Source organism: Cupriavidus sp. C1SS-2L (genome assembly GCF_057073735.1).
In genome coordinates this window covers 364,653-379,388 of the sequence record NZ_CP172710.1, presented here as the reverse complement: position 1 = coordinate 379,388, position 14,736 = coordinate 364,653, and the positions used below count along the sequence as shown (strand labels likewise).

The following is a 14,736-nucleotide window of genomic DNA, read 5'->3' as shown; positions in this document are numbered from 1 at the left end:
AACAGGGCATTCCATTACTTATGCATATGCGGACACACTGTGGGCGGGTCGCCGATGGAGCCACGCGCCGACCAAAGTTCCGGGAAGGGAGTCTCATCCATGGTCTGGCGCAGCCACGCGATGCCTTCCGTGCCAAAATAAGCGGGGCGCGCGCCAAAGGTCCGGCGCGTGGCCATCAGGTGGAAGTGTTTCCAGGCCGAGAATCCTTCGGCGATATCGGCCAGCGTCTCACCGAGATGCTGAAGTTGGAGGTTTCCGTTCGGGTCGGCGTAGATGTCGCACCAGACTTTCTCGACGGCCTTGTTCGGTGCGTACGGTACGCTGAAATCGCGATCAAGCGCCGTCTCAGGCAACGCAAAGCCGTTGCGATGCAGATAGGCCAGCACGTCGTCATAAAGGCTCGGTTCCGTCAGCGCTTGGCGGAGTTGATCCCACCGCTGCGGCTGCGGGGTGAAATGCTGCAAATGCTCCGCCTGCTTGATGCCCAGCAGATAAACCATATGCCGGTACGTCCAGCCCTGCAGGGCCGTGTCCTTGCCGTACGTTGCCACCGCTCGCGACAGAATGGACAGCAGATCGGTGGGCGTCATCCATGCGATTGACCGCCACGTGGCGTTGAGCGGCTCATGATGTGCCACCACGCGCTGCAGGGTCCGGCAAGCCTGCATCAGGTCATCCGCCCGCAGTTGCGCCTGGGCCATCTGGAGTTCCCTGATGATCAGCATCCAGTAGAGCTCGGACACCTGCACCGAGGTAATCCATGCATGCTCGCCGGGATGATCACTGACCGGATTCTGCAGCGAGTGAAGCGTGTCTGTCCGCATCCATGCGCTGTACGGTGTCTGTCCGGTCGGTGCGCTTGCCCGAGCCGGATCGGGGCGCTCATGTTTGACGTTGTCGTTCATCACTATCTCCTCGTTGTGGGGTTCACGGCTATAAGTTCTCGCGGTCGGCGCCCGCTTGCGTGGAGCAGAAGCTGGCCGAGATGCGGTGGATCTTGTCGATGCCTGCGTCCCAGGGGCATGTCGTGGATGCAGGGCTCCTTCAGTTGCCATGCACGTGGAGTGAAGCCAGGCCGGGATCGTCACGGACCATTCGCTCGATCTCGGCAGCGATCTTCAGCAGTGCGCCGTCGTCGCCTGGATGAGCAACGATTTGCATGGCGGCGGGCAAAGCGCAGCCCGCCGACCACAGCGGGATCGAGATGGCAGGAAAGCCGGCGACGTTAAAGGGCGCGGTATAGGTCATCAACGCCTGCCGAACAGTGCCGGACCATGCGCCGATAGAAGCAACACTCGCGTCGAGCTTAGGAGGCAAGCATGCGCAGGTCGGCAGTACCAGGTAGTCAAGTTCGGTCATCATTGCCTTGAGCCGGTGCCTGAAGCGGTGCCGTGTCTGCTGTGCCCTCGCATAGTCGCGCAGGCTCATCGCCTTTGCTAGGTCGAGCCGCTGGCGCGTTTCCTCGCTGTAATGGGCCGCCATGCGGGCCTCGTCGCTGCGACGGAAGTGTTCGACGCTGCCCTCAGTGAGGACGATGGCCGCGAAAGCGTCGTAGACGCCGTCGAACAGGTCTGCCGGGTCGACGTACTCGCAGGTGAAGAGCGTGCGCAGCATCCGGACCGCATGCGCGGAAGCGCTGAACACCGCGGTGTCGGGCGGAACCGGCGGCACATAGGCAAGCACACCGAGCCGCGCCGACAGCCAAGCGTCACTCTCCGGGATATCGATGCCGCTGGCTCGGGCAAGCACCGTGATGTCGTCGACGCCTTGGCCGAGGAGGCCGGGGTGGTCGAGCGTCGGCGCAAGCGGGAAGATGCCCCGGGTGGACAGCGCACCCAGTGTCGGCTTGAATCCCGCAATGCCGCATAGTGCGGCGGGAATCCGGACCGAGCCGCCAGTGTCGGTGCCGAGGCCAGCGGCGACCGCGCCGGCCGCGATGGCTGCGGCGGCACCGCCGCTAGAGCCGCCGGGCGTGCGGCTCCGGTCCAGCGGATTCAGCGTGTCGCCGAATGCCTCGCTCGATGTCGTGACGCCCCACGCGAACTCGTGAGTCGTCGTCTTGCCGATGACGATCGCGCCCTGGTCCACCAGCGTCCTCACTACATCGGCGTCCGTGTCGGGAACGTGGCCCACGTAGGCCGAGGAGCCGTAGCGCGTCTCCAGTCCCCGGGTATCGATCATGTCCTTGACGGCGATGGGCAGGCCTTCCAGCAGTCTGGGCTGCCCCGACGCGTATCGCCTGTCGCTTTCGGCAGCGGCCCGCAACGCGCGATCCCAGTCGATGACTGAAAACGCGTTGAATGCCTTCCTGCTCGCCTCGGCACGGGCTAGCGCCATCTCGGTTACGGTATGGGCTGTTGTGCGGCCGCCTTGCAGGCTCGCTAGCGTGTCGCGCAGGCGGGGCGCGAGCGCGTCATGGCCGGCGTGCCGGTCATCAGGTTCGTTCACCACAGTCGCTCCAGAAAGGTATGCAGCATCGCATCTGCACCATCGCCAAGATCGGCGACTTCGGCGGCATAGTTCTGCCGCAGCAGCGCCGCAACCTGTGCAAGCCTTGCGCGGTCGAAATCCAGGTCCCGCAACCGATAGGGAAGGCCCAGGCGCTTCACGACACCGGCGATCCGGCCGGCCAGTGCCGGCGCGGCGTCCGCAGTCGTCTCGCCGTGGCAGAAAATGTTCAGCTTGTTGCCGTAGGTTGCCGCGCAAGCCTGCAGGACCGGCGCGAGCGTGATGCACGAGGTGACGCTGTGCGGCAGGCCGTATGTGCCGCCGAGGATGTGGCCGATGCGGTGGCTTAGGCCATATATGACAGACGCGGGAAAGAAATAGCATTGCCAGGCTGCGAGCTGGAGTTGCAGCAGGTCATCGGTCGTGATTTGCCCCGACCGCAGCGCCTCGGCCGTGTCGGTTCCAGCGGGCCATTTCTCTAACACGGCGAAAAATCGCTCCACGCCCGCCGCGGCCAGGATGGCGTGCGGATGGTCCACGCCCACGCGGCGCATGCCTTCCACGGCGTGGTCGATGCCCTTGATGGCCGATGACAGAAGCAGCTCGCGTGGCGTGTTGACCAGCAATTTCGGATCGATGACGACCACCTTCGGCACCGTCTCGCGCACGGCATAGCTGCGCTTGAAAGGCTGGGGCCCGACCGTCTCCGTCACGCCGAAATAGTGCGAGTACTCGGAGCCCGACAATGTGGTGGGGTACGCGGCGATGGGCAGGTAGCGCCCGGTCTGCTGTTGGTGCAGGTGCGAGACGGCCTTGGCCGCGTCGAGCACGGAACCGCCGCCAAGCGCCAGGATCGAGTCCGCCTCGGCACGCAGGCAGGCGTCGAGCGCGCAGCGAACGCCAGTGTCCGGCGCATGCGGCGGCAGATCAGTGAAAGCGCCCGCACCGCGCTTCAGATAGGGCGCGACGTGTTGCGCATGGAAGTCCCGCAATGGATCAACGGTAAAGGTCAGCGGATGCCGCAGGCCGTGAGCCTCTAGGCTCGCAGTGGCAGCCGGGAGGATGTCATGGCCCCACAGGACCGCGTCTTGCGGCAGGCAATTCAACTCATTCATCAGTTCCACTCCAAGGTAACGGGCGCGATGGTCCTTGGATTGAAACGATAGGGAATTTGCCCTCCCTTGTAAGCCTGGCAGCGCTGAACGCAGCGTCCAAGACTAACGAACGCCGGGCTCAGGCATGGTCGAACGCAGTGACCTTGGGCAGTTCGACCGCGAGGAAATCGACCAGCGATCGCACTGCGGGAAGCAGCCCGGTACGGTACGGAATGAGCGCGGAGATGCGCGCATCCGCTGCGATCCAGCCAGGCAGCACTTGCCGCAGCAGGCCGGAGTGCAGCTCCGCGCGGCAGATGTATCCGGGAATGGCGGCAATGCCAAGATTGGAGCAGGCGGCTTCCTTCAACGACATCATGCTGGTGCTCTGGAAGCGCGGCTCGATGTGGACGGTCACCGTCTGCCCTTGCGGCCCCTGCAGTTGCCATTGCGGCGGCCCCTTGCGCCCCATGGCGATGATGGTGTGCGAGGCGAGTTGCGCGGGCTCGTCCAGGCGCGGCGCGCGCTCGAGGTAGTCCGCGCCGGCAAACAGGAACCACGGGGCCCTGGCAAGGGGCCGCTGAATCAGGTTTGAGTCCTGCAGCGGCGCAGTGTGGCCACGGATCGCCAGATCAAAGCCTTCGCCGACCACGTCGACGAGGCGCTCCGTGGCGACCTCGATGATGCTGACCTTGGGATGGTTGCCGAGAAAGGTTGGCAAGATCCGGCGCAGTGCAAACTGCGCCAATTCCACCGCTACCGTGACGCGAATGACACCGCTGGGTTCGGCAAGCCGCTGACGCATGGCTTCCTCGGCAACCTGCGCGCTTTGCAGCAGGGCGACGGCGTACTGGTAGAACTCCGCCCCGACCTCGGTCACGGTGAACTGGCGCGAAGTCCGGTTTATGAGCCGCACGCCCAGCGACGCCTCCAGTTCCTTGACCCTGTGACTCAGTGTCGACTTGGGCAATCCCAGGCTGTTGCCGGCCGACGTAAAACCGCCACGGTCGACCACCTGCACGAAGAAATATACGTCTTTCAGATCCAGCATTCGCGGCCTTGTCGGTCAGAGCAAACGTCGTACATGGCGATTGATCGTACTTCATGGGAAGCCTGCCCGAATGCCGACATCGTTCGGAACTTCGGAACCCTGCGTACAAGCGCGACGGCTTCTCAAATTTCTTCCGGAGACTAAGCTGGCTTCCATCATAAGAGCCATGAGCGGAGACACAAAGATGAACGATGCCCTGATCACCGACGCGCTGATTCGCGGACGCCATGCGAAGCGCGGCTTCCATCGTGAGCGCCCGGTGCCGCTCGAGACCGTGCGCGACATTCTCGCCGTCGCGAAATACGCGCCGAGTTCCAGCAACACCCAACCGTGGCGCTGCTACGTCGTGATCGGCGACGCGCGTGACCGCCTCGCCAATGCCGCCGTTGAGGCCTACCGGGCTGACCCCGAGAATCTCACTCCCGAGTATCCCTTCTTTCCCAAACCGCTGCACGAGCCTTACTCGGCACGCTTCAACACATTCCGTGGACAGCTTGGAGATGCGCAGGGCGTGCCTCGCAGCGACAAGGCGGGGCGCAGGCGGGACGTCGAACGCCAGTTCCGGTTCTTCGACGCGCCCATCGGCCTGATCTTCACGATGGACCGCCGCCTGGAATGGGCCAGCTTCCTCTGCTACGGCTGCTTTCTGCAGAACATCATGCTGGCCGCCCGGGCCAGAGGCCTGGATACATGCCCGCAGCAGATCTGGTCGCTCCAGTATGCGGTGTTGCGCGAGCAACTGGACATTCCTGAAGGCGAGATGGTGGTCGCCGGCATGTCGCTCGGTTATGCCGACGACAGCCTGCCCGAAAACAACATGGCGCTGCGTAGGCTGGAACTTGAAGAGTTCGTTTCCGTGATTGAAGGCTGATTGATCGGGCTTTCCAGCGCGCTTCCTGTTGCTGTCTGTTTGTTTGTTTCTTTCCCGGCATCGGCCATATGCCGTGCCATTTCTCATCCCTGATTTCGCGTAGGAGATATTGATGTCGATGATCAAAGGGTTTCATCACCTGACCGCCGGCGTGAGCGGCGCACAGGAGGACGTGGATTTCTATGTCAAGGTTCTGGGCCAGAGCCTAGTGAAGAAGACCGTGCTCCTCGACGGCGAGGATCCCATCTACCACCTATACTACGGCAACGCCAACGGTGATCCGGGCACGCTCGTGACATCGTTCCCATTCAGGCAGAAGGGCGTCAAGGCCCGTCCCGGCTCCGGGCAGGTGCGGGTCATCAACTACTCGGTTCCGGCAGGCTCGCTCAAATTCTGGCGTGCCCGTTTCCAGCAACTGAATGTCCCGCATGACTGCGACGTGACCGAGCGCTTCGGCGAGCGGCGGCAGCAGTTCCAACACCCATGCGGCATCGAATTCGACCTCGTGGAGACGGACCAAGATGCACGGCCTCCGTGCGTCTCGCCGGACATCCCGGCAGACGTTGCCATTCGCGGCGTGCACAGCATCACTCTGTCGCTGCGCGAGGTGGCCGAATCGATCCCGTTCATGGCGGACGCGCTCGGCTTCCGCTATGTCGGCGAGTCCGGCCCGCACCACCGCTTCGAGACTGCCGCGGGCGGCCCCGGCATGGTGGTGGAGTTCCTGCACGAACCCGAGCGCTTGCAGGGCTCATCCATCTATGGCGAGGGCACGGTCCACCATGTGGCATTCGCAGTCGACAGCATGGCTGAGCAGATGGTCCTGAAGGAACGCCTGATGGCAATGGGCTACATCGACACGTCGGAGTCGGTCAATCGCAACTACTTCCGCTCGCTGTATTTCAAGATGCCGGGTGGGGTGATCTTCGAAGCCGCGACGACCGACATCGGCTTCGCCATCGACGAGGCACCGGGGCATTTCGGCGAGGAGTTCCAGTTGCCACCCTGGCTGCGAGAGCGCAAAGAAGAACTGCTGGGCCGGCTTGAGCCGATCGCCGTTTAACCCATCCAATGAAGAAGCTGAAGACATGTCCACACCCAAGATCCTGGTTGTCTTTTATTCTCGCAACCGCTCGACCGAGCTGCTGGCGCAGGCCGTAGCCGAAGGCGCCATGGAGATCGGCGCCGACGTGCGGCTGCGGCGCGTGCGCGAAATGGTCGGTCCGGAGGTCATGCAGCAAGCGCCCGGTTGGCTGGAAAACGCCACCGCCATGAACGCACGGTACGAAGCGCCAACAGAAGCCGACGCAGAATGGGCCGATGCGATCGTGTTCGGCACCCCGACCCGGTTCGGCGCGATCTCCAGCGAGCTGAAGGCCTACATCGACGGCCTCGGCGGCCTCTGGTTCCAGGGCAAGCTGAACGGCAAGGCCGGCTCGGTGTTCGGTTCGACGTCGTCGACGCATGGCGGCAATGAATCGACGCTGCTATCGATCTATCCCACGATGGCCCATCTCGGACTGATCATCGTGCCGACCGGCTATGCCGATGCCGTCATGTTCAAGGCGGGGACGCCGTATGGCGCCACCCACGTGTCGAACCGCGACGCGGACAAGCCAGATGAGGACCATCTCGCTGTGGCGAGATTCCAGGGCCGGAGGGTGACCGGCGTGGCGCGAGCCCTGCACCGGCAATGTGAAGCGGTGCCAGCCTGAGACGTGTAGTTGGGCTGCCTGATTGGCACTACGACATCGGCCCCCGCTTGACCAGAAGGTCATTGCGGGGCTCGCACCCGCCACTCGGCGTGATCCCGGAGGGCGCGCAGGAGCCCGCTCTCAGCGTCACGGCAATTACCACGCCCCAGATGCCACAATAAATGTCTCCAGGCTGCGGCAGTTGACGTTTGCCAACTCGGCAGACCCGAGTAGCATCATCGAAGTGAGCACGAAAGCCATCTGCCTGACGATGGATCGACATACGCGTGGCAGCGCCGGCGTCCATGTTTCAGTTGAGCGACTCGGCGCCGCGTGCCGGTGAGCCGAGACGTCGAGCCAAGTCTGGATGATGTCCGTAATCGGAATGCTGGTTGACATACTCGCCTTCGGATAACTCTAGTCACACGGCCGCTTCCGTGAGCCTCAGACGTCGGGCTTTCGTCATATCGTGATGTATGTAAGGCACCGTCGGAAAGCCGCCTTCTGCGGGTTTCGAACAGACCGTCTTTTCTTCTATTTCCCCTCTTATTTGGGCCGCCTTCGTGAAGCGATAGTGGAGGCAAACACGCCGCTGTCCGTGAGAATCTAAGAGGTGAGTTGGATGATTGTATCCATGCCGTGTCCACGACGTTCGCTCTGATAGGCAACGAGAAACTCCTGCTGCTGGAGGGGGCGCGGTGCTTAGGGTGCGCCACCCCAAGGGTTGTCGGGGCAACCTGGCTCGATGATTCGGAGTAGCTCGGCTTTCTGGTCTGCGGTCAAGCCGAGACGGCCCTAGCTTACCCGCGCGCTGGGAGTCCGGGAGCGCAGTACGAGAACGGAACTCTCGAAGACGCACTACGTAGTTGTTCTTTTCCTCGAGTGTCTTGCATACTTGCCGTGCTGCTCTTTGGCCCATCCATTCCAAGTAGGCGCTGGCATAGTAAAGGCGGATAGCTATGGTGCTAATGGCCACCATCCGTTCCTCCTTTAACCTCGGCGCGCGCCGGCGCACCTTATCGAGGCTCACTACCTTCCCGTTTGTAGGGCAGTCCGCCCAAAAGGAAGGTATGCGGCACGTAAAAGGTCATCGAGTTCGTGCAGATCCAGGAATCGGCCGACAGCAAAGCGCTCATGAAGGTCGATTTGGCGTTCTGCAACGAAAGTGAGCAGAAATTGGACTCCTCGCAGAGCCTGTTCGATGGTGGCTGCCGAGCCTGTCTTTGGCCTGATCTCGGTGGAGACATAAACGCACGGGTCGAACGACGGTAAGCCACATCGAGCATCAACCAGGATGGGCATACGCTCGCCGTTCTCGAACACCGTCGTTCGAATTCTGTAATGAGAGCGCTGGTGCCGATTTGTTGGCGGCATTATTGCGTTAACTCCATAGGCACGATTACAGCCACGCCCGCAATGTGATCATCCGCCATGATGGATTCGGAGGCACGCGCAATGTCTGTCGCAATCTGATTGATGGCGCTAGCCTCCCCGCTTTCACTCAAGAACATGTAGCGACCAGACGAAAGCGGAATGCCCTCGATGCAACCGCCGACTAAATTCTGTATGACGCCCAGCCGAGCATCCATCGACAGGGGGAGCGAGATAGCCGCACTGGTTCCGTCTGGGTAGATAACGGTTGCAGGATATGTGTTGTCGTTCATTAAGAAAGCTCGCGCATCTGTGTGTAGGTCGGTAGCTCCAACTGACCAGCGTCTGGTTCCTCCAACGATGGCGCTAGTCCCTCGCCAATTAAGGAGGTGAGCCACTGCGCACGCAATCTCTAACGGTACAGTTGTATTGGAAGGCTCCGCCTCAAGTACTTGTTTGCACACTCAGTCCCTAGTCCATAGGTCAGCAGTGTCCCCGCTCTGATTGCGCCATGCCAACAGCCCAAATTCCCTAAAAAAAACAGGAGGTTGGGGTAAGTTATGTACAGTCTGTGGGACGAGTCCTGTCGGCGAGGGCTGGGACCTGGGCGCTACCGACCGATCAGCAGTTTTCGGTTGACCCGGAAGCGGCGCTGCTCATTTCCAAGTTCGAGCTCGATCGGTTGTTGGAGACGCATGATGCGGGTGTTGCGCCCGGCCAAGTAACCGCCGGCTACCGCTGGTACGCACAGTACGGCTGCCTGACGCTGTCGCACGGCCAGCGTGCCGAGCACGATGAAATCGCGCGGCGCCTTACAAGGACCGCCTTGGACTCACCCTCGAGTACGACGTGAAAGCACTGCGCGCGCGGGCGCTGCCCTTTGACGCCCTGCCGCCGGCGGGACAGGCGGCAGGGCAACAGGTGGCGACGCCGCAGCACGCGTTGTTCTGACGGTTCATCCCATGCAAAAAGCCCCGGAATCTCGCGATTCCGGGGCTTTTCTTTTGCTTGGGCCGATTGCGCAGGGATTACAGCGCGGCGTCCTTCAGCTTCTTCAGCGGGCGGACCTTCACCTTGACGCTGGCCGGCTTGGCGGCAAACCATTGGTCCTGGCCGGTGAACGGGTTCTTGCCGAAGCGCTTCTTGGTGGCCGGCACCTGAATGGCCTGCACCTTGAAGAGGCCCGGCAGGGTGAACTCACCGGCGCCCTTCTTGTGGATCGCGCTGACAATGGTGTTTTCCAAGTGGGCGAGCACGGTCTGGACAGTCTTCTTTTCCAGTTGGGTTTGCTCGATCAGGTGAGCCAGCAGGCTCGACTTATTGAACGTGTCCTTGAGCGGCTTGGCGACCGGGGCAGCGGCGGCTGCCTTCTTGGCTGGCGCGGCCTTCTTTGCAGGGGCAGCAGCCTTCTTCGCGGCGGTCTTGGTTGCAGTCTTTGCTACGGGTTTAGCTTTCGTGGCCATGGTCGTGTCTAGTTGGAAATACGCGCCGACCGCTCGAAATTCACTTGCGCAGCGCTGCGGCAAAGCATAGCAAATGTGAGCGCGTGTGCAAGGGCTGAAAACCCTTTTGGTCAGGGGCTGGTGCGTGGCCGCAACGGCTAGCCTTTGCCGATGGTGGCCGCAATGCGCACGCATGTCCGATTGCTGGTGAGCCCGAGCATCTGGCTCACGTCGTCGTGCGTCCGGCCGGCGAGCAACTGGCGACGGCAAAACGTGTTGCGCAGCGTGCGCGGGCTCATCTCGACATTGGTGGCGCCGACGGCCGTGAGCGTAGCGGCTACGATGCGTCCGAAGCTCATGTCGGTAATCGGCCGACCGTCGGGAAGAAGGGAAAAGAGCAGATCGCCGTCTATCGGTAGCGTCTGGCGCCGCGCCAGCCATTCGCTCAGCAGGGGAACGGCGAACCTGGCCAGATGAACGGTGCGCGCTCCTCGTGGTCCGTGTGCCGGGACGAGGAGGTACGGCGGCTGCGCATCAGGGTGGAGATCCACCACGCGAGCGGCGCGAGCCTCAGCTGCGGTGATGCCCGTTGCCAGAAAGAGAGCCACGATGGCTCGACTGCGCAAGTCAGCAAGGTCTTCGACAGAGGACTGGAGATGGGTCTGAAGACGCCGATCCAAGCCCTTGTCGAGGTATTGCGGTTCGGGTTCGTCGTCTGGCCAACGCACGGACTGGAGCAGGCTGGCGGCCGGATTGTCTTTCCGTACGCCGACGAAGACGAGATGTCGACAGAGGCGGTCCAGCAGTTTCACGTAGCGCACGCGAGTCGTCTGTGTGTAGGTTCGCGCGTCGGCGGTCCGCCAGAAGGCCTCGATATCGTCGGCGCTGAAAGCTATGACAGTCGTGCCCCGGGCCATCAGGTGTCGGCGGAAGTGCTCAAACATCGCCTGGTGCTGGACGATTGATCGGATGGAGAAGGGGCGCTTGTCGGCGCCGGCGGCTTCGCGGGTTTGCCAGTCGCGATAGGCGAGGGTGGGATTCGATCGCCAGAGTACGTCCATGTCAGCCATAGATGCTGTTATATACTGAAATTGCGTTTTCGCACAGCCATGCCGCCTCGCCGAGGCGGATATTCGCCCGCAAGACTGGATTTTCGGCCGCGAGGGCTGACAATCTCGAAACTTCAAGAAGAATTCACTTCTGCGTTTGATCCCCGAGACTGGCAGAGGAGACGCCGCTGCGTCTTTCAGAGAAAATTGATCGACCACGGTATCGATCATTCACCTGCAGCTCAGGAGAGCCAAGAAATGAAGATTTTTGTGCGCTTCTTTAAGGTAATCCATGGACTCATGGCAGTTCTCTTCACTTGCGCGACACTGATGTTGATCGCGATAGCAGCTCGCATCGGATGGACAGCAGTTGCGAGTCAATGGGACCAGTCAGCCGCGCAATCCATCATTGAAGCTTTGGGGCTGCTGGCCGGAGCGGTTGTCGCGTTGCAGATCGCCGAAACCATCGTAGAGGAAGAGGTCATACGGGCGGCTGACGTGAGCGCACCAACACGGGTACGACGTTTTATGTCGCGATTCCTCGTGGTCGTGGTCGTCGCGCTTGCCATTGAAGGGCTCGTGGCGACGTTCAAGGCGCTACACCACGATCCCTCGCAGCTTCGATATGCGGCCGAACTGATTGCATCGACAGGCTTGCTTCTTGCCGCCTGGGGGCTTTTCGTTTACCTGAACCGGTCGGCAGAGGAGTTAGAGCCGGAGGCGATGGCGGAAGCGAAACGTGAAGACAAGAAAGTGCAATAGTGCGGTGCCGCATACCCGTCGGGACATGACGCCTCCACTGCGAAGGGGCCACTTCAAACGGGCGACAACATCTAGATCGAGCCAAGCGAGTCCGTCTGCATGACCACACGCCACGCTGGATCTAGTCATAAGCGCCTGCCAGTTTAAGAGGCACGGACTCTTCATGGAGGGCTGCGTTAATTTTCTCACGGTTGCTTCAAGGAGGGGTTGGGCGGTCCCGGCACCGCTCCGGCTGATCTGAAGCAGGCCCTGCCGATGCTGCTATGCCAGGCAAGCGGCCGCCCAAAGGCCGCCCTGAAGGACGGGGCTTGACGCGCACCTTGGTCAAAATGGAGAGGGCGCGGCAATGGGTCGATGATCCTCCCTTGCTCGCCTGCTATTGCATGCGGAATGGCGCCTGCGAAAGGACGGGACCCCGGCGGTGCATGGCGAGTGCGACGACAGCAACCCTGGCCCCGCTGTGATGACTGGCACAAGGCCAAGCCGCGTGCCAAACTACGCAGTCGCCTAATCATTGCGGGAATAGAAAGCGCCTGGCGACTGCCAGGCGAAGCCGGACTGGCCGGCCAAGGAGACAACCTGTTGCGGCACTGTGGATTGAACACAGAAGCTGCGGGGCATGACCCCGCCGCGCTACCATTGCGCCATGTCGCAGAAAGATGCGCCCGCGACTTTCAAAGCGATGAGATGTACGGCGAAAATTCCTGTCCGTGGGAGCCGCGCGCATTCCTGGCTTTCCTTGCTGAACTAGCTCGGCCCGCTGCTTGTGCCCACACTCCCCAGACCAGCATGTAATAGATCGGCAGAAACATGGTTTGTTCCTAAAGCAAGTCTCGACCTTTGCATTTAAGGAGTTATGTCGCCATTGGTCCGTCGGGCGTTCGCTGAGGCCCAATGTCAGACAATTCCCATTCGGATTGAAGAGGCGGCATGGAACGCCTGGCCGCTTGCAAAGGGCATAGGCTTTCCCCAGCAGCTGATGGCGTTTTTCCGCGGAACAAAGGGTGTGAACGGCTCGGTTGGCATTCACTGGGGCCAGCGCCGCGATCGTGGCCCTGGGAGCGATGCGGCAATCCGTTAGCATCTGACCTCCGATGACTTGGAAGAGGAGCTCGACAAAGCCTCCCACCAGCACGACAAGATCATCGTCGTACCGTCTAGCTAACCCGTCCCACAGGGCGACAAAGAGATTTACGTAGAAGCCGCTTAATTCGGGCCTTAGACTTCAACCAGGTGGCGTTCATGTCAGCCCTAGATGCGAAGCAGCACGCTAGCAGACATTCCCAGGCGCAGTAGCGCATGATCTCTTGCAGTAGTGCGTACCACTTCTCGGGAGCGAACTGCAGATTGCCGACCCTCGCCCACGCCTTCAGCCCTGCATGGGCCAGCGCTACGAGTTTCTCGGGCGTTGCTGGCCCGGTTTGGCACAGCTCAATCGCATCCCGATGCAGCTTTCGGTCCAAATCACTCATGCCGGCACCTCTGTGGAAGGATGGAGCGTCCCTGACGCTGACCCAACGCGGGCATATTTTCGCGCGGCCACGCACGATCTCTTCCACTTCGACGTCGGCGGTGGGGCCGCTCGGCCCATTGAAGACCGACATCACGCGAGCCTTGCGCGAGGGAAGAGCGGGCGTGGCCCGGTAGAGCAGGGTGGCGCCGGCCTCGATCCATCCATATGCGCGATAGAGCGGTGTGCCGTTGGCCTGCTGGCCGATCTGGTCGCGGAACGCCGGCTTCAATCCGTCGAGGAAGGCGCCGAGTTGCGACCGCTGCATGCCGATGCCACCACTGGTTTCCTGTGGAGCAGGCAGCGTGGGGCCGTACCGGTGGGCCAGCGCGGCGCACATGACACGCCGATACTCGGCGCCACCAGCGAGCAGCACCAAGCCGACGCGGCTTGGCCAGGCGGCGGGCTGCAGGTAGCGAGGCAAGTCGGCCAGAGTCTGGTCGGCGCGTTGCCGCGTCATGCGCTCGTCGTACGGTGCAATCTCGCTATCGGGCTGCAGGAAGCCGTGACGCGCGGACAGAATCAGGACGCGGGGCGCCGCCTCGCTGCGCACGTGCGCCCGGTACGATGCGTACATCACGCCGCGGTATAGGTCGATGGCACGCGCATCCCGATCGAGCTTTGTGCCCGAGTAGGCCATCAGGAGCAGCGCCTGCTCGCCGGCATTCTGGCGGGTTTTGGGTGCAAGGAGGAAGAGGGGAAGCTGAGTGGTCGAAAGCATGGCGTGGAGTCGCGTTGCATGCTTTTCACTCTACAGACACACCACCAAAGTCAAGGCAACTGCGCGCCACGCCCCAACGTCGGCGCCACCGGCAATTGATATCTACCGAGGTGGATTGACGTGGCCTAACAGACGGCTTGGCTGGCAGCTTCTTTGTGACCGATTTATTGCCCTCCGCAGGCTTCGCATCCGCAGGCGGTTTGCGGGTTGTCGAGACAGCCGACTGGGTCGCCTTCTTTGCTGTCACCTTACCTGCCGGTGGCTTGTTACGTCCGGCAGCCGGGTCCCTCGCAGCGTTCACCCCCAGGCGGATGGTGCTCGCCTGCGACCGTCATCCAGCTCACGTATAATTTCACTATAGTGAAAGAAACCGGACGCCCGCCTGCCTTCTGGCTTCCCCCCCGCGCGATGCCACGACCACTCCCTGATTCGACGCCTCCTTCGCGCGCAACCATTCGTACTATTCAGCAACTGGGTGATCGCATCCGAGCTACTCGGGCAAGGGGCGGGATGCCCATTGATCAGGCGGCGAGGAGTTGCGGTGTCTCGGTCGGCATGCTGTCCAAGCTAGAGAATGGCAAGGGGGTTAATTTCGAGCACGTCCTGCGTGTGCTGGACGGACTGGGTTTGACAATGCTGGTCGTGCCCAAGGCGCATGCACCCTTGCTCGAGCAGGCTGCGGGCCATGCGGTCAGGACCGGTGACTTGGCAACGTGGGAATAG

General features: G+C 61.9%; 13 protein-coding genes. 5 read left to right on the top strand and 8 right to left on the bottom strand.

The annotated features are described in order from the left end of the window. Window positions 1-14 precede the first annotated feature (14 nt). The 4 genes from ACIGJG_RS32490 to ACIGJG_RS32475 all read right to left on the bottom strand — a co-directional run bounded on the left by ACIGJG_RS32490 (window position 15) and on the right by ACIGJG_RS32475 (window position 4,593). On the bottom strand, window positions 15-905 hold the full coding sequence (locus ACIGJG_RS32490; protein WP_140950237.1) for a tryptophan 2,3-dioxygenase: 891 nt from the start codon (window positions 903-905) through the stop codon (window positions 15-17). 139 nt (window positions 906-1,044) lie between these two features. Then, entirely contained in the window at window positions 1,045-2,451 is a 1,407-nt protein-coding gene (locus ACIGJG_RS32485) for an amidase (RefSeq protein ID WP_140950238.1), read from the bottom strand. Then, window positions 2,445-3,563 (bottom strand): iron-containing alcohol dehydrogenase, encoded by a 1,119-nt coding sequence (locus ACIGJG_RS32480; RefSeq protein WP_140950239.1) that lies wholly within the window; start codon window positions 3,561-3,563, stop codon window positions 2,445-2,447. Before ACIGJG_RS32480 ends, ACIGJG_RS32485 begins: the two co-directional genes overlap by 7 nt. Before the next feature lie 118 nt (window positions 3,564-3,681). Next, a complete protein-coding gene (locus ACIGJG_RS32475) occupies window positions 3,682-4,593 on the bottom strand; it encodes a LysR substrate-binding domain-containing protein (RefSeq protein ID WP_220632200.1) in 912 nt (303 codons plus the stop codon). A 184-nt stretch (window positions 4,594-4,777) separates the two neighbouring features. Here ACIGJG_RS32475 and ACIGJG_RS32470 point away from each other — a divergent pair, with 184 nt between their 5' ends. The 3 genes from ACIGJG_RS32470 to wrbA all read left to right on the top strand — a co-directional run bounded on the left by ACIGJG_RS32470 (window position 4,778) and on the right by wrbA (window position 7,179). After that, window positions 4,778-5,464 carry a nitroreductase gene (locus ACIGJG_RS32470; RefSeq protein WP_011295764.1) on the top strand — a complete coding sequence of 229 codons (687 nt, stop codon included), beginning with the start codon at window positions 4,778-4,780 and terminating at the stop codon, window positions 5,462-5,464. Between the two features lie 112 nt (window positions 5,465-5,576). Next, window positions 5,577-6,527: a ring-cleaving dioxygenase gene (locus ACIGJG_RS32465; protein WP_011295765.1), complete on the top strand. Its 951-nt coding sequence runs from the start codon at window positions 5,577-5,579 to the stop codon at window positions 6,525-6,527. Window positions 6,528-6,552: 25 nt separating this feature from the next. Then, a complete protein-coding gene (gene wrbA, locus ACIGJG_RS32460; protein WP_140952666.1) occupies window positions 6,553-7,179 on the top strand; it encodes an NAD(P)H:quinone oxidoreductase in 627 nt (208 codons plus the stop codon). A 1,352-nt stretch (window positions 7,180-8,531) separates the two neighbouring features. Here wrbA and ACIGJG_RS32455 read toward each other — a convergent pair. From ACIGJG_RS32455 to ACIGJG_RS32445, 3 genes are all read right to left on the bottom strand, one after another. Next, a complete protein-coding gene (locus tag ACIGJG_RS32455; RefSeq protein ID WP_483674139.1) occupies window positions 8,532-8,822 on the bottom strand; it encodes a hypothetical protein in 291 nt (96 codons plus the stop codon). Window positions 8,823-9,557: 735 nt separating this feature from the next. Beyond that, entirely contained in the window at window positions 9,558-9,992 is a 435-nt protein-coding gene (locus tag ACIGJG_RS32450) for an HU family DNA-binding protein (RefSeq protein ID WP_041680712.1), read from the bottom strand. Window positions 9,993-10,129: 137 nt separating this feature from the next. Further along, complete coding sequence (locus ACIGJG_RS32445) at window positions 10,130-11,041, bottom strand: tyrosine-type recombinase/integrase (RefSeq protein WP_140952660.1); 912 nt, start codon at window positions 11,039-11,041, stop codon at window positions 10,130-10,132. 237 nt (window positions 11,042-11,278) lie between these two features. Between ACIGJG_RS32445 and ACIGJG_RS32440 the strand changes: the two genes are divergently transcribed. After that, window positions 11,279-11,782 carry a hypothetical protein gene (locus ACIGJG_RS32440; RefSeq protein ID WP_041680714.1) on the top strand — a complete coding sequence of 168 codons (504 nt, stop codon included), beginning with the start codon at window positions 11,279-11,281 and terminating at the stop codon, window positions 11,780-11,782. A 1,157-nt stretch (window positions 11,783-12,939) separates the two neighbouring features. Here ACIGJG_RS32440 and ACIGJG_RS32435 read toward each other — a convergent pair. Continuing rightward, a complete protein-coding gene (locus tag ACIGJG_RS32435) occupies window positions 12,940-14,013 on the bottom strand; it encodes a DUF6884 domain-containing protein (protein ID WP_258234673.1) in 1,074 nt (357 codons plus the stop codon). Between the two features lie 408 nt (window positions 14,014-14,421). On the opposite strand from ACIGJG_RS32435, the gene ACIGJG_RS32430 reads away from it, so the two are divergent. Next, entirely contained in the window at window positions 14,422-14,736 is a 315-nt protein-coding gene (locus tag ACIGJG_RS32430; RefSeq protein ID WP_011295773.1) for a helix-turn-helix domain-containing protein, read from the top strand.

Excerpts from the sequence above, each read along its gene's own strand:
- ACIGJG_RS32435 (WP_258234673.1), bottom strand. The coding sequence starts at position 14,013 with ATGCTTTCGACCACTCAGCTTCCCCTCTTCCTCCTTGCACCCAAAACC.
- ACIGJG_RS32455 (WP_483674139.1), bottom strand. The coding sequence starts at position 8,822 with ATGAACGACAACACATATCCTGCAACCGTTATCTACCCAGACGGAACC.
- ACIGJG_RS32440 (WP_041680714.1), top strand. The coding sequence starts at position 11,279 with ATGAAGATTTTTGTGCGCTTCTTTAAGGTAATCCATGGACTCATGGCA.
- ACIGJG_RS32445 (WP_140952660.1), bottom strand. The coding sequence starts at position 11,041 with ATGGCTGACATGGACGTACTCTGGCGATCGAATCCCACCCTCGCCTAT.
- ACIGJG_RS32470 (WP_011295764.1), top strand. The coding sequence starts at position 4,778 with ATGAACGATGCCCTGATCACCGACGCGCTGATTCGCGGACGCCATGCG.
- ACIGJG_RS32430 (WP_011295773.1), top strand. The coding sequence starts at position 14,422 with ATGCCACGACCACTCCCTGATTCGACGCCTCCTTCGCGCGCAACCATT.
- ACIGJG_RS32475 (WP_220632200.1), bottom strand. The coding sequence starts at position 4,593 with ATGCTGGATCTGAAAGACGTATATTTCTTCGTGCAGGTGGTCGACCGT.
- ACIGJG_RS32450 (WP_041680712.1), bottom strand. The coding sequence starts at position 9,992 with ATGGCCACGAAAGCTAAACCCGTAGCAAAGACTGCAACCAAGACCGCC.
- ACIGJG_RS32465 (WP_011295765.1), top strand. The coding sequence starts at position 5,577 with ATGTCGATGATCAAAGGGTTTCATCACCTGACCGCCGGCGTGAGCGGC.
- ACIGJG_RS32480 (WP_140950239.1), bottom strand. The coding sequence starts at position 3,563 with ATGAATGAGTTGAATTGCCTGCCGCAAGACGCGGTCCTGTGGGGCCAT.
- wrbA (WP_140952666.1), top strand. The coding sequence starts at position 6,553 with ATGTCCACACCCAAGATCCTGGTTGTCTTTTATTCTCGCAACCGCTCG.
- ACIGJG_RS32490 (WP_140950237.1), bottom strand. The coding sequence starts at position 905 with ATGAACGACAACGTCAAACATGAGCGCCCCGATCCGGCTCGGGCAAGC.